This window comes from Pinibacter soli (assembly GCF_029961145.1).
Taxonomy (GTDB): Bacteria; Bacteroidota; Bacteroidia; order Chitinophagales; family Chitinophagaceae; genus Pinibacter; species Pinibacter soli.
Genome location: NZ_JASBRG010000007.1, coordinates 1272433 through 1293279, shown reverse-complemented (window position 1 = coordinate 1293279; position 20847 = coordinate 1272433). Strand labels below are relative to the sequence as shown.

At 42.5% G+C, this 20847-nt stretch carries 14 protein-coding genes; 5 read left to right on the top strand and 9 right to left on the bottom strand.

The features are described from left to right. Nucleotides 1-5: 5 nt before the first annotated feature. Nucleotides 6-830, bottom strand: a complete 825-nt coding sequence (locus QJ048_RS15815; RefSeq protein WP_282335369.1) for a universal stress protein — start codon at nucleotides 828-830, stop codon at nucleotides 6-8. Nucleotides 831-1133: 303 nt separating this feature from the next. Between QJ048_RS15815 and QJ048_RS15810 the strand changes: the two genes are divergently transcribed. Both QJ048_RS15810 and QJ048_RS15805 read left to right on the top strand, forming a co-directional pair. Continuing rightward, nucleotides 1134-2795, top strand: coding sequence for a GH39 family glycosyl hydrolase (locus tag QJ048_RS15810; protein WP_282335368.1), 1662 nt, complete (start codon nucleotides 1134-1136; stop codon nucleotides 2793-2795). Nucleotides 2796-2841: 46 nt separating this feature from the next. Continuing rightward, nucleotides 2842-3303 (top strand): hemerythrin domain-containing protein, encoded by a 462-nt coding sequence (locus QJ048_RS15805; RefSeq protein ID WP_282335367.1) that lies wholly within the window; start codon nucleotides 2842-2844, stop codon nucleotides 3301-3303. Nucleotides 3304-3358: 55 nt separating this feature from the next. Here the strand turns inward: QJ048_RS15805 and QJ048_RS15800 are convergent, their stop codons facing one another. From QJ048_RS15800 to QJ048_RS15765, 8 genes are all read right to left on the bottom strand, one after another. Next, entirely contained in the window at nucleotides 3359-5038 is a 1680-nt protein-coding gene (locus tag QJ048_RS15800; RefSeq protein WP_282335366.1) for a tetratricopeptide repeat protein, read from the bottom strand. A 58-nt stretch (nucleotides 5039-5096) separates the two neighbouring features. Continuing rightward, nucleotides 5097-6011, bottom strand: a complete 915-nt coding sequence (locus QJ048_RS15795) for an alpha/beta hydrolase (protein ID WP_282335365.1) — start codon at nucleotides 6009-6011, stop codon at nucleotides 5097-5099. A 301-nt stretch (nucleotides 6012-6312) separates the two neighbouring features. After that, nucleotides 6313-7341, bottom strand: a complete 1029-nt coding sequence (locus tag QJ048_RS15790) for a pectinesterase family protein (RefSeq protein WP_282335364.1) — start codon at nucleotides 7339-7341, stop codon at nucleotides 6313-6315. Between the two features lie 7 nt (nucleotides 7342-7348). Beyond that, complete coding sequence (locus QJ048_RS15785; protein ID WP_282335363.1) at nucleotides 7349-8341, bottom strand: alpha/beta hydrolase; 993 nt, start codon at nucleotides 8339-8341, stop codon at nucleotides 7349-7351. A gap of 469 nt (nucleotides 8342-8810) precedes the next feature. After that, nucleotides 8811-10328, bottom strand: coding sequence for a RagB/SusD family nutrient uptake outer membrane protein (locus tag QJ048_RS15780; protein ID WP_282335362.1), 1518 nt, complete (start codon nucleotides 10326-10328; stop codon nucleotides 8811-8813). A gap of 31 nt (nucleotides 10329-10359) precedes the next feature. Further along, nucleotides 10360-13386, bottom strand: coding sequence for a SusC/RagA family TonB-linked outer membrane protein (locus tag QJ048_RS15775; RefSeq protein ID WP_282335361.1), 3027 nt, complete (start codon nucleotides 13384-13386; stop codon nucleotides 10360-10362). Between the two features lie 104 nt (nucleotides 13387-13490). Further along, complete coding sequence (locus QJ048_RS15770; protein ID WP_282335360.1) at nucleotides 13491-14567, bottom strand: FecR family protein; 1077 nt, start codon at nucleotides 14565-14567, stop codon at nucleotides 13491-13493. Between the two features lie 79 nt (nucleotides 14568-14646). After that, nucleotides 14647-15231: an RNA polymerase sigma factor gene (locus QJ048_RS15765; protein WP_282335359.1), complete on the bottom strand. Its 585-nt coding sequence runs from the start codon at nucleotides 15229-15231 to the stop codon at nucleotides 14647-14649. A 284-nt stretch (nucleotides 15232-15515) separates the two neighbouring features. Between QJ048_RS15765 and QJ048_RS15760 the strand changes: the two genes are divergently transcribed. The 3 genes from QJ048_RS15760 to QJ048_RS15750 all read left to right on the top strand — a co-directional run bounded on the left by QJ048_RS15760 (nucleotide 15516) and on the right by QJ048_RS15750 (nucleotide 20824). Then, entirely contained in the window at nucleotides 15516-18371 is a 2856-nt protein-coding gene (locus QJ048_RS15760; RefSeq protein WP_282335358.1) for a glycoside hydrolase family 2 protein, read from the top strand. A gap of 17 nt (nucleotides 18372-18388) precedes the next feature. Next, nucleotides 18389-19807, top strand: coding sequence for a glycoside hydrolase family 28 protein (locus tag QJ048_RS15755; RefSeq protein ID WP_282335357.1), 1419 nt, complete (start codon nucleotides 18389-18391; stop codon nucleotides 19805-19807). 69 nt (nucleotides 19808-19876) lie between these two features. Next, nucleotides 19877-20824 carry a pectinesterase family protein gene (locus QJ048_RS15750; RefSeq protein ID WP_282335356.1) on the top strand — a complete coding sequence of 316 codons (948 nt, stop codon included), beginning with the start codon at nucleotides 19877-19879 and terminating at the stop codon, nucleotides 20822-20824. Nucleotides 20825-20847: the final 23 nt, after the last annotated feature.

Sequence of the window (20847 nt, the reverse complement as noted above, 5' to 3'; positions counted from 1 at the left end):
GTTTTTTAGTGGACGGCCATTACAGGCACGTGAGTATGAAGCACCAGGTTTTGTGAATGGCTGTGTCCGAACAGATCTCTCAATAGGTTGTATTTCCTGGGAATTACAATCATGAGGTCTATTTTATTTTTTTCAGCAAATTCCGTCAGGCATTCTTCAACATGTTCACCGTGCAGGACATGATATTTAGAGCAAGTCCCTTTTAGTACGTTCTTCAGCCATTCAAACTCTTTTTCATAGCGTAGTGTGTTAGGGTCGTGGTCATGTTTTGCAATATGCACCACTTGCAATTGCGCATGCAGATCGGTAACCAGCGTTTTTATGTAGGTGAGAGGAAGTGTAGAAATCGCGTCCTTGCAGTCACAGGCGAGCGCCACTTTGCGAATGTTGGAAAACTTCACAGTAGGTGGCACAACGATTAAGGGCCATGCAAGCTGTCTTAATGCAGATATTGCTTTTCCGGCAAATAAAAATTTCTCAAACGCATTGGCGCTTTCCGCTCCGATTATGACGATATAAGGTTTAGCGGCATTGCAGTAATCGTTTATTTCAGAAACGGCGTCGCCAATCCTCATATCTGTTTCTACACAGAGTAATCCACCGGTTTCATCTATAATACTTTCTTTAAGCCTCGCCAGCTCGATTTCTGCGTCAGATTGCATTTCGATAAGATCAAAAATGGGGGATGGCACCTCGCTGAAAGAAAGTGGTATGGAGGCTACATGCAGAATCGATAGTTTCATTTGCAGGAATAGAGCCAGTTCTGTAGCATAGTCCACGGCATTCTGAGAAATAGGTGTAAAGTCTGTAGTGACAACAATTGTTTTCATATGCTTTCCTTTTTCTATTACAAAACGTTAGAGATATCAGCTACTTGAACAAAGTATCCGTATTTGTTTTCAACACCAGGGCCGGGGGGTAAAGAAGGTTGTTGAAACCTGATACGAAAATATCAAATGGAATAGCCGGATCAAATGACCATTGTCACAGGAAAATATGATTTGAGAGAGGATTGTGAGCACGCAGATGACGTTGATTGAACTGATTTCATCTGCGTGCTCACTAAAATAAACGTCAACAATACAATTAAAATGTTTATTTTAACATTGGTCACTTTAATACTATTAGCTTCCATGAAACGATTACTTTGTCTTCTTTTTCTTTATTCATCCGCATTTGCTCAAACAGCCACGATTAAAGTAGATCTCCGGAAAGAACTCGGCGACATGAAACCCGTATGGGCCTGGTTTGGCTATGATGAGCCGAACTACTCATACATGAAAGATGGTAAGAAATTGCTTTCAGAAATTGCTGCGTTAAGCCCGGTGCCTGTGTATGTAAGGGCGCATAATCTGCTTACTAGTGGAAACGGAGATGCCGCATTGAAATGGGGTTCTACGAATATTTATACGGAAGATTCACTGGGAAGACCTGTTTACTATTGGAAAATTGTAGACAGCATTTTCGATACCTACGTGCAAAGAGGCATGAAGCCATTGGCACAAATCGGTTTCATGCCTGAAGCGCTGTCCGTAAAGCCGCAGCCATACAGGCATTACTGGAAACCCGGTGATCCATATAAGGACATTATAACCGGCTGGGCATATCCCCCAAAAGATTATCATAAGTGGGCAGATCTTGTGTACGCATGGGTAACGCATTGTGTATCGCGCTATGGACAAAAGGAAGTAGAGAGTTGGTATTGGGAACTTTGGAACGAGCCGAACGGCGATTATTGGAAAGGCACCATGGATGAATTTTTTAAGTTGTATGATTATACCGTAGAGGCATTCAAAAAAGCATTACCAAATGGGAAGATCGGTGGCATCAACGTTGCCGGAACAAGAAGCGCAGGAGCGCAAAAATGGTTGAGTGCATTTGTAGCGCATTGCTTCGAAGGAAAAAATTATGTTACAGGAAAAATCGGAACTCCTGTTGATGCAATATTGTTTCATGCAAAAGGGGCGCCCCGTCTTGTTAATGGGCACGTTGTGATGGATATGAGACCGCAACTGCGCGATATAGAAACGGGTTTCAAATTCGTTGCGTCAGATCCGCGGATAAAAGATCTTCCCATCATCATCGGTGAATCTGATCCCGAAGGTTGCGCTGCGTGTGGAATGGCGACAAACCCTGAAAATGCATATCGCAACGGAACAATGTATTCGAGCTATACTGCCGCTTCGTTTGCACGCGAATATCTTTTAGCGGATCAATACAAAGTGAACTTTAAAGGCGCTGTTTCATGGTCGTTTGAATTTGAGGACCAGCCGTGGTTTTACGGTTTTCGCGACCTCGCAACCAATGGTGTAGATAAGCCGGTGTTGAATGTATTCAGGATGTTTGGAAAGATGAAGGGAAAACGAGTTACTGTTGAATCTACACGTATGTATGAATTGCGAAACGTCGTGGACTCGAGTGTTCGCAGCTCAACGGATATCGGCGCTATAGCCTCAGCAGATAAAAAGTCTGCTGCAATTATGGTTTGGAACTATCATGATGTTGACAGTACTGACAACGGAGAACTTATTACAATTCTTTTAGACGGTCTGGAAAGCAAACGCGTTGAAATTTCGGAATATAGAATTGACAGCGAACACAGCAATTCTTATGAGGCCTGGAAAAAAATGGGCTCTCCGCAGAATCCTACGACGACACAAATTGACGAACTACAAAAAGCCGGCCAATTGCAAAAGGCCAGAGATTTTGTAATCGAAAAAAAGTCAAAGTCTCCCCTGGAAACAAAAATCACACTGCCTCGACAGGGTGTTTCTTTGATTTGTTTGAAATGGTAAGCGTTCCAATTCCTAACTTCCAATTTCTAATTCCTAACTTCACACCATGCCTATCAAACGAAGCGAGCACCTCGTGCGCCTTTCACGCGAGCATCATTCAGGACTTTTGTTTTGTTGGAAAATAAGACAGGGACTAAAGAAGAATGTCGACACAGAACGTATCAGGAAATATGTTGGATATTTCTGGCAAAACGATCTCGAAGAACATTTTCGTGAGGAGGAAAATATCCTGTTTGCGTTAAAGAGCGACGATGATAAAGTTAAAAAAGCATTGCATGAACATGTGCAAATAAAAGCGTTGATTGATTCAATAACTGAGAGTAATTCGCCGGAAGCAAGCCAATTAACAAGTCTTGCAGACGCAATTGATAACCACATCCGATTCGAGGAAAGAGAATTGTTTCCCTATCTTGAAACGAGTTTTACACCGGAGCAACTGCTGAAAATGGGAGAGCAGCTGAATGCCGGGCCCTCGTCTGTTGATAACTATGAGGATGTATTTTGGTAGTGCACCACTTCAGTGACTTTCGCACATCGTACTTTGCAGATGACGCTCATCCCGCTCAACGTTTTTTCAAAAACATATCAGCTGTTTTTAATTCAGACCTGGTTGAATGAGGATCGGCAATTGCCAGCAGCTGTTTGTAATATTTAGTTGCATTTGCATGATCTGCAAGTAACTCAGCGCTTCTTCCTGCACGAAAGAGGCTGTTGAATCGATTGGGTGATTTTTTTAGCACCAAAATATATTGCCCGAATGCTGCATCATATTGATGTGTTTCAAACAACATATCCGCATATAGCTCCCTTGCGGGCAAAACTTCTCCTGGTGTTACCGGTGACTTCGAAACGCTGTCTTCCTGGCTGGCGGCTGCTTCCATGAGCGATAAGGCTTGAGTATGTTCTTTATTTGTGAAAGCGATCCATGCTTTACCGGCATTCATTTGTATTTCGACCTGTCTCGCTTTGTAAGTGTCGTTTTGCTTAACGAGACCTGCATGCAGCGCCTCCAATGTTGTCAATTCAGTTTCGGCTGCGTGAACATTGCCGGTATGTACAAGCCCCAAAAGTTTTCCGAAATGTACAATCGCTTCCTGCCACGGATAGTTTTCCCATGGTGCATTTGCGGGCTGAAGAGCCAGCTGTGCTGCGGCTTTCCAGTCTTTGTTTTCGAGCGCTACGCGACATGGCACCGCGGCGAAAGTATAGACTCCTTTAAAGTTAGAAGGCGATACTTCTTTGATCGTCGATAGATATTGTAGTTGTTTTTCTGCTGCACTATTATCGCCCTTTTGCAAATACGCATACACTAAATAATCGATTCCGTGCAGCTCCTCATCCCAATGGCCTTTTAGTCCTGCTGCCTGTGCGTAGCATTGCGCCGCTTCTACAGAGCGTGTATTCATTCGAATGCTTTCATCCCATAATCCAAGCCTCGTAAAAATGTGTGACGGCATATGCAAGGCATGGGCAGAAGAAGGTGCCACGTCTGCATATCTTCGGGCGGCATTTAGTGCAAGATGGGCAATACCGGGATAATCGTAAGTATGAATAATGTAGTGAACAATGCCCGGATGATTTGGCGCCACAGCATACAGGCTGTCTAATATTTTTCCCGCCTTTATTTGATGAGTATATGACTTGTCCGTCGGAGCTGAAGAAGCATCCAGCGATAGTGCATAGAAAATTGCGGCCTCTCTGTCATCAGGGTATGCCTGGTGCAACTGCTGCATCGCATCTTCAAAACGAACTGCGCGGCTATGTGGATCAGTGGCACTCCAGTCTTTATAATACAGAGCGATTGCGTTGATAAAAGCGGTTTCTTTTGGTGATCGTTGTTTGATAGAATTGGCTATCTCTATGGCTTTCGAACCTTTCTTAAGATTGGCTTCTGTTGGAGGTTCCCATAGAGGATGAAAATTGCACATTGCCACGCCCCAATATGCCATTGCACAACCGGGAGATTCATCAATTATTTTTGCAAATGCCTTTTCCGCATCATCGTATTCGAAGGAATGAAGCAGTGCAACAGCTGTGTTGAAATCTTCCTGAACATTTTTGCTGGCAGTGATGCGAAAGTCTACTGTTCCGAATTCTTTGTCAGGCGGACCACAAGCAATAATTTGTCCCCGTTTCAACTGCAACTCATCAAGCATTTTTGCGGATGGCGTTGTATGATCTGCGCATGCCATCAGCAGTACAGCCTGAACCAAAAGACACACATATTCTTTGGTGTTATTCATTATAGACGATTAAACAATGCTACGGCAATGTAAGAAAAACAGGTTGCTTTGTCAATGCTTATCTCTTTTCCACTAAAAACGTCATCTCCCTGAGCCATGCTTCAAACAATGTTGTCCATTGCTCAACTGAGCCGGGATTGTTGTGTAGTATAATGGCGTGGGCTCCTTGTGGAAATATATGTATGGATGCAGGTACTTGTTTATCGAGCAATGCTTCGTAAAACAACAAACTGTTTTTCACAGGAACAGCATTGTCGTTGTATGCATGCACCATGAATACGGGCGGACAGGTGGACGTTACTTGCAGGTAAGTAGAATATTGTTCGATGCGAGCCTTTGAGGTATCTGTGCCTAAAAGATTGTTGCGGCTGCCCTTGTGTGCATATTTTCCAAGATCGATAACGGGAGACAGGAGCATGGCGAAGTTGGGCCTCGAAGAAACTTTATCCAGCGAATCGCCAATGTTCGCGATTTCTTTTTCTGTCACGGCAGTGAGCGATGCAAGATGGCCGCCTGCAGATGTTCCCTGTATACCGATTTTATTTGGTTGAAAGTTCCACTTTACTGCATTTGCTCTGATAATCTTCATTGCACGTTGTGCGTCGATTAATGGTCCCGTTTCTCTTTGAACAAGATCAGGAGAGTTGGGTAGTCTATAGTTAAGCACGAATGCAGTAACGCCAATAGAGTTGAACCATTTTGCGAGTTGCCATCCACTTGTAATGTAGGCCAGTCTTTCATAGCCGCCACCGGGACAAATCAACACTGCAGCGCCTCTGTTCTCTTGTGAAGATGGAAAGAATGCATACATTCCCGGATTGCCTACTCTGTATATTCTTTCATTGGCTATGCTGTCTGTAAGGCGTATGCCCTTTGTGTTGGGCATTTTGCCTGTCGGCCATAAAGGAATGAATTCCTGCGCCTGCGCGAAAAGCGAGAAAAATAGTGCTATTGAAAAAAGTGTTTTTTGCATAGAAGTAAAAAGTCAAAAGTAAAAAAGTTTTGAAAACCGTTTTGACTGAATAGCTGGAGCGCCCTTGCCGTGATTGCGAGACCGGGGGAGAACGCATTTTTCAAGAACAGGAGTAATGTTGAAAATCGACGAGCGGTCGAAGCAATCCCCGCCGGAGTTCAGGAGATTGCCTCGGCCGATCACCGATATTTTGAGTTTGTTTTTGTAACGCAGATTTTTTTTCTCCGCAGGCCTCGCAATGACGTTGCGACATTTACTTTATCGTTCTGTCATTGAATTATTCAACAACTCAGTTATTCAGTCATTTGCCCTTCCCCGGCCATTCAAATGGTTTCGACTCAAACTTGTACCAGCTTATTTCTATGTTGAAATTTTTATCGTTGATGCCGAGAATATTTTCCAATGTATACTCTTTACTTTCTTTGTCAGTCAACTGATGCGTCCACGCAGATCTTGTTGACGGACTGTAGCCTTCTCCGCTGTTGTTATACTCTGCATAGAAAACAGTCTTTTCATTTTGTGGATTGTCCCAATTGTGCCAGCCCTGGGGTGCTATAGCTTTTGGCAAAGAGCAATTCATGAAGACGGTTTTAGCATTTGCCCGCCATGGTCTGCCAAGCAGTAATTTCTTCACCGAAGTGTCTGCTGTTATTTTACAATTCAAAAATACATAACCAAACTTTTTTCCTTTGGTTGTACTTGCAGCGGTGATGAATGAGTTGGCCTTGCAACGAATAGTACAGTTTGTGAACACTGCTGTGGCAGGGCCAAATATGAAATCAGTCGTGCCTTCAATGTAGCAGTCTGTAAATAGTTGTCGCGACATTTCACCACCGGTAAAAATAGTGTCCTGGTTGCCAAGAAAGCGGCAGTTTTTAAACACTACCTGGTCTGCATCTACGTGCAGGGCAACGGCTTGTCCGACAGGTCCTGCAGCGTTTGCGAATGTAATGTTCTCTGCAATGAATCTGTTACCAGAGATTTTTGCAGTATACGAAGTAAAGGTTGTGTTTTTTCCTCTTCCTGAATAGTCATTGAAGGTGATAATGGTGCTGTCTGCGCTCTGCCCGATGAAATGCACATCTGTATTGGTATTGGGTAAATCTATCTTTTCATTGTACACACCATTTTTTATGTAAAGTACAATCGGCATTAAAGGATACACCCGCATGGCGTCAATGGCATCCTGGATGTATTTGAAATCTCCGGAACCATCTTTCGCTACAGTGAAGACGTATTTGTATTGCTGCGGATTGGCGGTTTGCGCGAAAATGTTGGTGAAAAAACAAAATGTAAAAAGAACGCTAAGGGAAAAGATCTTGAAATTCATCTGGCTGTTATTTATTCGTAAAAACTTTTTGCAAAAATCCGTCGATATAATTTACCATGGGCGTGAACCATGGATTGAATATCGGAAATGAATGCGGTGCATTATCAAATGTATGTACTTCTGAATAAATACCGTTGTCATTCAGCACTTTAATAAAATCGTTTCTGCCTGCATGCATACGATCAACTGAGCTGTTGAGAAAAAGGGTAGGAGGCGTTCTGGTGCCAACATAACTCAATGGCGATGCGGCGTTCCACAATCCTGTGTTTTCTTTTTTGCTATAGCCAAACCAGTAAGTGCCCGCGGAAGTGCTTTTGCTGTCATCGCCTTCGCCAGTCTCGGGATGCGTGAAAGATAACGTGCCATCCATATCTACAATTGCATTCACGCTGGAATTAATTCCATCGTTGCAACCTGCTCCTTCAAACAATGGCATGTTGCCTGTAGTGCCAAGAAAAGCTGCTAACTCACCGCCTGCAGAAAAGCCTGCGATAACAATTTTAGATGTATCAACTTTGTACTTTGCGGCGTTTGTTTTTACCCATCTGATAGCTGCTTTGAGGTCATAAACTGCTGCAGGAAAAAGCGCCTCGGTTGAAAGCCTGTATTCAGGAGTGAAACAAACATATCCCTTTGCCGCAAGCGCCTGTGCCAAAGGATAATGCTGCGTTCTGTTGCCCGATCTCCAGCCTCCGCCATGAATCATGATGAATGCAATGCGATTTGTTTTTGTATCTTTTGGAACAAATGCATCAAGCGCAAGTTTACGTTTGCCGATCGTGCAATAGGTTATGTCTTTCGTAGTCTGGATGTTTTTATCATCGAATTCAGGTACCAATGAAATTTCAGGATTTCCTTTCAGGCTGTGTTTGTAAGCGCTGTAATTTGTATAGCTCGTGTCGCGAATACCGTTAACGCCTTTGAGCGATTGTGCGAATGATACTACAGCAGTAGTTGTAAGTAGTAATGTGGCAGCACTGGTTTTCAATAATTGTTTCATTGTGGCGAATTCTGTAGTTGTTATTTGCTGAATAAAGATTTATTGCACAAGTTCCGATTACACTTCGTATCGGAATCCCGATGAGAATCGAATCGGGATGCGACGCAAGAATGTTCAATTTTATTCAAATGTTGGGACCATAAATATAGAAGAAATTTGGAGATAACGAAGTTTGAAAATGCAGACAGGCACATAATCAGAGTACGAGACCTGAAGGTTTTTAAAACCTGTCAGGTCTCGTACTTGCATTTCATCACATTTTCAAATTAGCTTCTCCCGAAGAACGGACTACCGGCGATATAACGTTTGCTTTGTGAGGAAACCGGGTCGCCCGCTCTTCGGGGATGAAGAATGTTTTGTCTGTATGCGTGTCTGTTCCCGCAAATATCTACCACCGTCAAAGCAGTATTTTTTTGTCGAGGACTCGCACATTGTAATTTTCAAATTTTCAAATTGCCATATTGCCAAATTATTTGTATCCAGTGTTTTGTTTTAAGTTTGGATTTGCGGTTATTTGCTCGTTAGGAATTGGCATTAGGCCGCGATATTTTTCGGTTTGCGTTGTTTTGAATGCCCATGTGCCTGTGAAGAAATCACCAAAGCGGATCATGTCTCTTCTTCTGGAACCTTCCCACAGCAATTCTCTTGAACGTTCATCTTCGATGTTCTGAATCGTAAGGCTAGTCAAACTGCTGGCTTTACTTCTTGTTCTTACTTTATTGATGAGCGTTAATGCATCTGTAGTATTACCCAGCTTGAACAATGCTTCTGCTTTTGTAAGAAATATTTCAGAATATCTTACCATAACAAGATCGTTGTCGCCGTTATAACCTGACCATGTTGTTCCAACCGGCGTATATTTCAAAACCTTGTAGCCTTCATTATCCTGCGCACTGATGATGTCTTTTACAGGTACCAGTACGAGCTGAGTGCCATTTGCATATTTCAAAGGACTGCCATCGAGATATGTTTGCGGGCCATATTCTATCAATGTTTTTCTTACGTCCTGGTTCTCGTATCTGTCCAGCACCGCTTGCGTTGTGCTGTAACCGTTGGCCGGGGCAAACGGCAGATTGTATTTTAATTGGTCAAGTGCATTTTGTGTGTACAAGATGAACTGGTTGTTGCCAGCGGTTTTTACGGGATCAACGGTGAACGCGGAAATGATTTCCTTTGAGTTGGCTTGCAAGTTTGATTTGAAGTTGTTCAACACTTCGGTTTCTAAATCATATGCGCCGGAGCTGATTACTTTATCGCACATGTCACTTGCTTTCTGCCACTGGGGAGTGCCTGTGTAGACTTCCGCATTCAGGTACAAGATTGCCAGTATAGAGTAAATTGATTCTTTTGTAAACCTTGGATAGTAAGACGTTCTGTTCACTTTTGTAACGGAAGGAATGTCATTCACGGCAGCCAGTAATTCTGATTCTATAAACTTATAGATATCTGCTCTTGGCGTATTTGTTGGCAGGTTATTTGGGTCAATCCTTGCAACAGTTACCAATGGTATGTTTCCCCAATAATCCATGCAATAAAAATAGCCGTAGGCCCTGAGTGCCCTTGTTTCCGCGATAAGTGGTTTCATCGCATCCTGGTTGGGCGATTTTTGCAAACTTTCCAGCACGGCGTTTGCTGTTCCAATTTCCTGGAACATATATTTCCATGCTCTTGCGTTGGTTGCATTGTTTGCATCCTGCTGGTGTTTGGTTAGATCAATATTGTTTTGATCAAACCATCCTCCACTTGCTCTGCCCGGAACAATGAATTCATCAGTCATGAATTCTCCCATTCTCCATGGATCGTTTATGTCAACGTTGTACGATAACAATTGGTACACACCTGCAACGGACGACAATCCCTCTGCTTCTGTTTTGTAATAAGTATCGGGAGATAAGCTTCCATACATTTCTTCATCCAGCTTTGTGCATCCCGCAAGGCTGCTGAAGGTAGCGAAGCAAATAATGAGTTTTTTTATATTAGCGTTCATAGCAATCAAAAGTTAGTTTTAATAAAATGGCTTAGAAAGAAAGGTTTACTCCTGCGCTTATTGCTTTAGCTCTTGGATAAGCCAGGTAGTCTATACCCAATGGCGCAACACCTGTGCCTGACACTTCTGAATTTACCTCGGGATCAAGTCCTGTGTAATGTGTAAACATCAGCAAATTCGTGCCTGTAACAAATGCACGTGCATTTGAAATGAATGTTCCTTTCACAGGTATGTTGTAGCTAAGTGTTACATTATCCAATCTGCAGAATGAACCATTCTCGATCCAGCGGGAAGAATATTTCTTTGGCTGGTCACGTGCCACACCACTTGTTACCGCAATGTCCATTACGTTTCTTCCGGGTAGGTTATTTAAGTAAGCCAAATTATTCGCAGTCATATTGTACACGTCATTGCCAACAGATCCGCGGAACGTAAAGTTCAATGCAAATCTTTTGTAGGAAAGCGTGTTGGAGAATCCATAGATATAATTTGGCTGCGCATTGCCTATCACTGTATCATTTGCGCTCAATTGTTCTACGCCTCCTTTGATGCCATAAAATTGTTTGCCGTAGAAGGTTCCTAAAGGTTGGCCCGGCATGATCAATTGCGCATAAATGCCTGCAAGCCCTGCGCCTTGTATTGGTGCGATCTGGATGTTGTTTCCTTTGTACTGATCATTGGAGAGGCTCAACACTTTGTTCCTGTTGAATGAAATATTGAAACTGCTTTCCCATCTGAAGTTGTTGCCGTCAATTACAGTTCCATCCAGGGCAATTTCAACGCCTCTGTTTTGTACACTACCTACGTTGGCAAGCTGGGTGCTGACAGCAGTCGGAGAAGGTACAGGCAGCCTCAGCAAAAGGTCTGATGTCTTCTTGTTATAAAAATCAATGCTACCACGTAGTCTGTTGTTAACTATAGCGAAGTCGATACCAGCATTGAATTGCGCTGTTTGTTCCCATCTTAAATTTGGGTTCGCATATTGTTGTGGTAGTACAACTGTAACACGTTCTCCACCCACAATATAACCTGTAGTAGTTGCTCCAAGAGTTGTTACAGAGTTCAGGTTGCCAATTTCCTGGTTACCCGTAACGCCATAGCTGGCACGTACTTTCAGGTCATTGAATATTTTGGCAGGGAAAAACTTCTCACGCGAAATTCTCCATGCTACTGAACCTGAAGGGAAAGTTCCCCATTTGTTACCCTCACCAAATCTGCTTGACCCGTCTCTTCTGATAGTTCCTGTAACAAGGAAGCGATCATCATAGTTATAATTTACTCTTGCATAAAAGGAGATAAGCGTATTGCTTTGTTTGAATGTACTTACGCCCTGTATTGTTTTTGCCGCTTGCAAACTATACCATCTGAATTCATCGGACAAAAATCCTGAAGCTGAAGTTCTGTCGCCTTCATTAACGAAATACTGCCAGGAGTAACCGCCGATCGCATCCACTGTATGTTTGCCAAATACGTTATTATAGCGTAATACAGTTTCGAGCAATTTGCTATAGTCCTGCAATTTCTGCACACTTGCATAGCCGCCAAGTCCAGCGCCCAGAAGGTTTGACTTCTTGATGTAAGAATTACGATCGATGTCTTGTTTGGTATAACCTAGGTTGAGGTTGATACTTAACGGACGTAATATTTTGTAGGTCGTAGAAAGGTTTCCCAGGAACCTGCTGTTGGTAAGTTCATCAATAACATCTGTTGAAAATGAAACCGGGTTTACGCGGTACGGTGGAACGAAAGTGTAGTTGCCGTTAGAATCGTACACCGGATAAGTTGGGTTGAAAACGTATGCCTCGTAGTTCATGCTGGTGCCGGATTCGCTACCCACCGTGTTTGATACCGGCGCAGATTTTGAAAATGTTGTACCGTAGTTTACACGCATGTCAAACGTAAGCCTGTCGTTTAATGCAGAGTGGTTGATGTTAATTCTGGCATTGGCTCTTTTCAAATCTGAACCAAGCATCACTCCCTGCTGATCACCGTAGCCAAGTGATGCGCGATAAGTGGTTTTGCTGTTGCCGCCAGACATTGCCAGATTGTAGTCCTGCAAGTAAGCAGGTCTGTAAATTTCGTCTTGCCAGTTGGTATTGGCACCTTTGTCATCTAATGGTAAATTAAGATCCTTCACTGTTTTTCTGTATTGATCCGCAGATAGAACAGGCAATGTTTTCGAAACTTTGGAAACGCCGCCGGTTGCACCAAGACTTACTTTCGGGCTTCCTGCCTGACCTTTCTTTGTGGTAATAACAATTACTCCATTTGCACCGCGTGAACCATAAATTGCAGTTGCAGAGGCATCTTTCAAAACTGTTACAGATTCGATATCATCAGGATTCAACGTCATCAATGGATTGGTTGGTTCCTGGTCAAAAACATCTGTGCCATTGCCGCGGATATTTGCCTGTGCCACACCTGCAGAAGTAGAGATGGGTACTCCGTCAATTACATACAAAGGATCGTTAGAGCCAGTCAATGACGTACCTCCACGAATGCGTATGGTATTGGAGCCGCCTGGCTTTCCGCTGTTCTGCGAAATGTTTACGCCAGGCAACTTGCCTTGTATCGCTTGCTGCGGGCTGAGTACAGCGCCCTGGTTAAAATTCTTGTTAGTAACTGCAGATACAGAACCTGTCAGGTCCTTTTGTTTTTGCGTACCATAGCCAACTACCATGATCTGCTCGAGCGTAGCCGCAGTTTCTTTCATGGTAACAGATAGTGAAAACGTAGTCCCTTCTTTTACGGAATATCCTGACAGCGTTTGGCTTTCATAACCAATCATTGAAAGGTTGAAGTTATAAGGCCCGCCAGATGGTACATGCAGGAATGTAAACACGCCTGTAGTATCTGTTTTGGTGCCTGAAGTAAAATTCGTTTTTGCATTGCGGACAACAACGGATACTCCCGCAAGTGGTTCATTTTTGGCACCACGAACAATTCCCTTCACTTCTCCTGAAGCATCCTGTGCGCTTGCAAACAAAGGATGAAAAATTTGCAAAATAAATAGCAGTGGAAGAAAAGCCTTCGGTGGCTTAAGCAGTTGTAATCTCATATGGCTTTGCAGTTTAAAATGAACAAAATGATTCCCTTTAGCCGATGTCTTGCATCGACCTCACATCTCGTAAAAGATGAATGGTTTAAAATTTTAAGGTTGAATTACTTTTTTGTAATGATGAACGTGCTATCGTCCAGTTTGTTAATCGTTAGTTTGTGCAGAATTCCAATGTCTTTTAAAATTGTTTCCAGCGAGTCTGTTCTATTGTATTTTCCGGTGAAATAAATATTCCTGACATCCTGTTGCTGATATTGAATATTCACGTCAAACATTTCGGACAATTGATCAAGCACCTGCGCAAGTGTTTGATTATTGAACATGTACCATGATCCCTGGTTGTTTTGTGGTATTGACGGATTCTCTTTTTGTTCGTTCGTCATGATCTCTGCCGGTGTGCCACTTGTGTTGAGTTTGAAGCTTTTTACTTTTGTAAAATTCTTATCGTACACAAACTCCTGGCCAGGTAGCAGATACACATCTTTCTTCATTCTTTTGTTGGTCGCCTGCACCGGTTTCACAACTACCTTTCCCTCATACAATCGAACTACAATTTGACTGAGGTGTGAATAAGCAGTTACTGTAAACTCCGTACCCAATGCGGTTGTGGCAATATCGCCGCTGATTACTGTAAAGGGCTTCGCATCATCTTTCGCTACTTTGAAATAGGCTTTTCCAACCAATGTAATATCTCTCTTTGTTTGGAAAGGTTCTTCATAAGTCACTTCGCTCTTATCCGCCAGTGTGATCGAAGAACCATCCATCAGTTGCAGCACTTCTTCATGTCCGGTTTTGTTCATCCTATGCTGTACAACTGGTGAGTTATTATTGTTCCTGATGTTATCTTTTTGTGCGACAGTCGGTTTACTGTCGTTGTTATTGCCTGTTAAAAATTTGATGCCGATTCCCGCGAGTGCGATAAGCAACGCCGCTACAGCAACACGTTGTACGATCTTTCTTTTATACCACGGCAACACGATGACCGGTGTTTCAATGCCTGTTTCTGCCTGCACATTGTTCCAAATGATCTCTTTAAGTCTTTGTTCGTTCTCAATATCCGGGAAAACAGTGTCTGTGGACTCCAGTCTTGTCATATATTCCTCCATCAACCGACGCTCTGCGTCGGTGGCGGTACCTGTCAAATATTTGTCAACCAGTTGTATAAAATGTTCTTTGATCATGCGCTTCAATATATAAGTACCAAAATGAAAACGGTACCCTACGGAAAATGGAAAATATTTTTAAACTTTTTTTCGACCGCTATTTTGCAAGGCTGATTACCAGCACCATCATCAGTAAAATATGTTTGTTTTCCTGTAGTACCTGGCGGAAGTGTTTCAGGCAGAGTGTCATTTTTTTCTCTACGGTTTTCTCGGAAATGTTTAATTGCAGGGCTATTTGTTTGTAGGTCATTTGTTCTTCCCGGCTCATCTGGAAAATGAGTCTGCAATCTTCGGGAAGGGTATCTAGTATGTCTTTCAGCAAAGACTCCTGTTCTTTAAATAATAACGGATTTTCGTAAACGATGTTGGCGGTAATGTTAACCAGACGGCTGTAAAACTGCTCGTCCGCCTTTTGTTTTTTTATCGCCTTTAGTATTTGAAAACGAACGGCCTGGTGCAGGTATGCATTTAAAGCCTGGATATCAGCTTCCGTATTTCGCTGCCACAGGGCAATGAAAACTTCCTGAACGGCATCCTGGGCCACAGACTCGTTTTTGATGATATTGTAAGCCGACCAATACAGGCTGTTCCAATACCGGTTGTAGATTTCGGCAAAGGCATCCTTGTTCGCTTCCCTAAGAAACGCAAGCAGTTGCTGGTCAGTCAGAGCGGAATACTTCATCTCAAAAAAGCAATCGTTTTATCAAATATAAATAATTGCAGGCACCATGTAAAGAGGATTAGGCCCGTTTATATTTCAAACTCAATAATAACAAGAAATGAAATGCCGCAAATGATTGTCCTTCATTCTTTTGAAAATATTTTTTACGGTAGCTTCTTTTTTATCGCTTTAATTGTCACATTTACAATTTATTTTGATTATCAGTTGGTAACGTTTTATTTTTAGGAGCAAAATAATTTCTTTAGGAAAATTAACACCAAACGAATCGGAACAACGCTAAGCTTATGAAAAATGTTCTTACGGTATTTTTTGCCGCTGCCTTGACGGTATGTTTTTCGGGCACGCGGGCGCAGGAAAAGCAAATTCAATATTTGTCAGGCACTGCCAATAATCACACAGTAACATGGGATTTCTGCTGCACAGGCGGAAGGAACAGCAGTAAGTGGACCACTATACAAGTGCCGTCCTGCTGGGAGCAGCAAGGGTTTGGCAGTTACAACTATGGAAGGGATTACAAAACCTATGGCAGCAATTTCAGGTTTGCAGACGAAAAAGGAATGTACAAATATTCTTTTACCGTGCCGAAATCATGGTCCGGCAAAGTAGTGCGGATCGTGTTTGAAGGAAGCATGACGGATACAGAAGTAAAGATCAATGGAGTGAGTGCCGGTAGTAAACATCGTGGCGCTTTCTACGAGTTCAAATATGATATCACGGATAAAATAAAAATAGGCAGCGCAAACTTATTGGAAGTTACGGTAAGCAAGATGTCTGACGACGCATCGGTAAATAATGCTGAGCGATTAGCAGACTACTGGGTATTTGGCGGCATTTTTAGGCCCGTGTATTTAGAGGCAGTTGAGCAGCAACACATCGATCGCATGGCTATAGATGCAAAAGCAAATGGCGATTTGACCATGCAGGTTTTTACCAAAAATATTAAGAAGGCAAATAAGATTGTTGCAGACATTGTCGATAAAAAAGGAAATAAAGTAGCGACCGTTACAAAAACAATTTCTCCTAACGACACCACTACACTTTTGCAAACCAAAGTAAAATCTCCTTTAACGTGGACAAGTGAAACACCGGAATTATACAGCGTAAATTTTTATTTAAAAGAAGGCGATAAGACAGTCTTTCACGCAAAAGAAAAATTTGGATTCAGAACCATTGAGGTGCGGCACGGTGATGGTATTTACATAAATGGTGTACAAGTAAAAATGAAAGGCGTAAACCGCCATTGCTGGTGGCCGGAAACCGCACGCACATTGAATGACAGTATTCAATTAATGGACGTTCGGCTACTCAAAGATATGAACATGAATGCCGTTCGTTGCTCGCATTATCCTCCCGATAAAAGATTTCTTGAATTGTGTGACTCACTTGGATTGTATGTGTTAGATGAACTGGCCGGATGGCAAAAAGCATACAGCACAAAAGTGGGGGAGCCGCTTGTAAGAGAGATGGTTGTAAGGGATGTTAATCATCCTTCCATTATTTTCTGGGACAACGGTAATGAAGGCGGAACCAACAAAGAACTCGATGATGACTTTGATAAGTGGGATGTTTCGCATCGTCCTGTTATTCATCCGCATCACAGGCCGGGCAATCAATTCAATGGTATTGATTGTAATCACTACGAAGATTATTACAGTACGAAAAATATTTTGAATGACAGCCTCATCTACATGCCAACTGAATTCCTGCATTCACAGGATGATGGTGGTGGAGGTGCAGCTATGGATGATTTCTGGGAGCTGCACTGGCACGCAAAAAGAAGCGGTGGTGGTTTTATTTGGGCAATGCTCGACGAAGGCGTTGTTCGTACAGACATGAACAACATTATTGATGCGAACGGACTCAACGCAAATGATGGCATCCTGGGACCTCACAGGGAAAAAGAAGGAAGCTTCTATGCATTGAAAGAAATCTTTTGCCCGGTACACCTGGAAATGAAAAACATTCCCGACAATTTCAATGGCAATATTGAAGTGGAGAACCGTTATCATTTTACCAATCTCAATGAATGCAAGTATCAATGGGCTCTCGTGAATTTTGCGAAGCCATTCGATTTGCAATCACGCGGCTACCAGGTTGCAAAGCAGGGTGTGGCAACCGTTCCATCTATTTTGCCACTGCAAAAAGGAAACATAGCATTGAATCTTCCTGCAGACTTTAAACAATATGAGGGATTGGTGCTTCGTATAACTGATAGGTTCGGCAATGTGTTGAATGAATGGACGTGGAAATTGAAATCCAACAGCCAGATGTCGCCGGCGTTTATTTCTGCAAGCGACAAGGCTGCATTCTTTATACAAACTGATTCAGTGATAACACTGAAAGGCGGAGACGTTACTGTGGAGATAGATACTAAGACAGGACTGTTGAAGAAAGTGACGAATAGCAAAGCATCGGCTCTTTCATTCAACAACGGACCAGTAATGGTACAGGGTAAAGGAACGCTTACAGGAGTGAAAGTATATCAAGACGGAACCAATAGCATTGCTGAATTCAAGTATGATGGCGATATACAATCAGTAAAATGGAAAATGAGTGGTAGTGGCTGGTTGACACTTGATTACACTTATTCGCTGAAGGGAAAATATGATTTTGCAGGGATAAGTTTCTCTTATCCTGAAAATTATGTGCTGGGAACAAGATGGCTGGGTAAGGGCCCTTACAGGCAGTGGAAGAATAGAATGAAAGGCACGCCGGTAAACGTTTGGCAGAATTTTTATAACAATACGCAAACCTCTTACTCGCCGCTCGTATATCCTGAGTTTAAAGGATACTATGGCGATATTTCATGGATGGAATTCAACACCATCGAAGGACGTTTTTATGTGGCCAGCCAGGAAGAAAATTTGTTTGTACGTCTCTTTGATTTTTACGGAATCACCGGGCCGGAATTTTATCCAAAGCTTCCTGTTGGCAATATTTCATTTTTGGATTGCATTCCTCCAATCGGTACCAAGCTGGCAACCAACATTACTAAGAACGCAGCAGTATATGGCCCTCAGAGCGAATTGACAGAGATTAACAAACCGGTTACACGAACACTTTATTTTTATTTTGGTTTGCCATCTATTTCTAAAAGCAACGAAAATTATAGCAGGCCATCAGTTGATAATGTTTTTTAAACGACGATTTAATTGCAATGAAAAAAATATTAACCTTTCCCTTATTACTAATAGCGTCTTTAATTGTGAATGCACAAGCACCCTCATGGGTAAGTGAAGTTGGGTGCAAGAAAATTGATGTTGCTGATAAAGAATACAGCGTTGCGAAATATGGTGCGAAACCCGGCTCTGCAAGCAGTGTTGCAAAGCAGGTGCAAAAAGCCATTGATGCCTGTTCGAAAGCAGGCGGCGGTAAAGTTTTTTTTCCTGCCGGTACATATGTGATGGGAGCGATCTTTCTCAAGTCAAATGTTCAATTGGTTATCGGCAAGGATGTTTTAATACTCGGCAGCGAATCGCTCACTGATTATCCTGACATAGATACAAGGGTTGCAGGTATCGAAATGAAATGGCCCGCAGCACTAATTAATGTTATTGACGCAAAAAATGCTTCTGTAACAGGAAACGGGGTGATTGATGCAAGAGGAAAATTCAACTGGGATCTTTACTGGAAGATGCGCAAAGAATACGATGCAAAAGACTTAAGATGGATCGTTGATTACGATGTGAAAAGAGTTCGCACTATTCTTATACAAAATTCAGATAACGTAGCCGTAAAAGGCCTGACGTTAAAGAGTGCAGGATTTTGGACCGTGCAGATTTTGTATTCGCAGTACGTGACAGCAAGCGGGCTTGTAATTAAAAACAATGAAAACGGTAGCGGCCCTAGTACAGACGGCATCGATGTTGACTCCTCTTCATGGGTGTTGATCGATGATTGTGATATAGATTGCAATGATGATAATTTTTGTTTGAAGGCCGGTAGAGATTGGGATGGGTTGCGTGTTAACAAACCGACTGAGTATGTAGTGATACAAAACAGCATTGCCCGTCGCGGCGCGGGATTGATTACGTTGGGCAGTGAAACGTCCGGGGGAATAAGGCACATATATGCCACCAACTTAAAAGCAAAGCATACTGATAACGGGTTGCGTATTAAATCAGCCACAACACGCGGCGGTACGATAGAAGATATTTATTTTGACAACATTGTGATGGATTCGATCAATAATGCTTTTCAATTTAATCTCAACTGGTTCCCTGCTTATAGTTATTCAACTTTGCCAAAGGGTTATTCTTCCGATTCTATTCCGTCGCATTGGAAGGCTATGTTGCAACACGTAGAGCCGGCAGAGAAAGGAATTCCGCATGCAAAGGATATTTATGTGAAAAATGTGACTGTAACCAATGCAAAGAAAGTGTTTGACGTAACGGGGCTGCCAACTTCAATGTTGAGTAATTTCCGGTATGAAAATACTTCTGTGGCGGCGAATGAGCTTGGTCGCCTAGAGTATGTTGCGTCATGGGATATACAGGGATTAAAAATTTCGATCGATAGCCCGCTTAAAGTTGAAAATAAAGTGCACAGCATTGAGGAAAAAGAAAGGCTTCAATAGAAAATAATGAACGCTGAATTATTTAAAGTTTACATCAGACTAATCAAATAAAAGCCACTTAAATTATTCATGAAAAGATTACTTGCCACTTCCTTCCTTCTCGTTGCGGTCTCTGCAATGGCAATGAGCCAGAGTAAAAAGATTATTGTTTCCCCGGATGGGAAAGGAAACTATAAAACAGTTCAGGAAGCCATAAACGCAGTGCCGGATATGAGTAATTCGGAAACGATTATCTACATTAAAAATGGTGTGTACAAAGAAAAGCTTCGACTGCCTGAAACAAAAATGAAAGTGCATTTTATAGGTGAAAGCGTTGACAAAACAATCTTAACCTACGATGATTATGCTTCTAAAAAAGATAGTTCCGGCCAGGGAATTGGAACATCCGGTTCTTCCAGCTTTTTTGTTTTTGGAAATGATTTCACTGCTGAAAACATCACGTTCGAAAACTCTTCTGGTCCGGTTGGGCAGGCCGTTGCAGTAAGAGTAACCGGCGATCGTGCGAAGTTTATTAACTGCCGTTTTCTCGGTTTTCAGGATACGCTCTACACGCATGGCGACAATAGCCGTCAGTATTATTACAAATGTTATATAGAGGGTACCGTTGATTTTATTTTTGGCGCTGCTACTGCAGTGTTTGATAGCTGTACTTTATATGCGAAGAACGCTGGCTACTATACCGCGGCTTCAACACCGGAAGGTAGAAAGTTTGGTTACGTTTTTCTCAATTGTAAACTAACCGGCAATGCTGCTAACGGCACTTTCATGCTTGGGCGGCCGTGGCGCCCTTTTGCAAAAGTTGTTTACCTCAATTGCTTTTTGGATGAACAGGTAAAACCAGAAGGCTGGGATTATTGGGGTAAAATTGAAAATCAAAAGACGGCGTTCTATGCGGAGTATAAAAGTTATGGTCCAGGTTCTGCTCCTGATAAACGGGTAGGGTGGTCTCATCAGCTTACTTCAGAAGAAGCCAGCCAATATACTGTTTCAAATATTTTGGGAGATTGGAAATTTTGAGTTTTGATTTGTGTACGATGAAC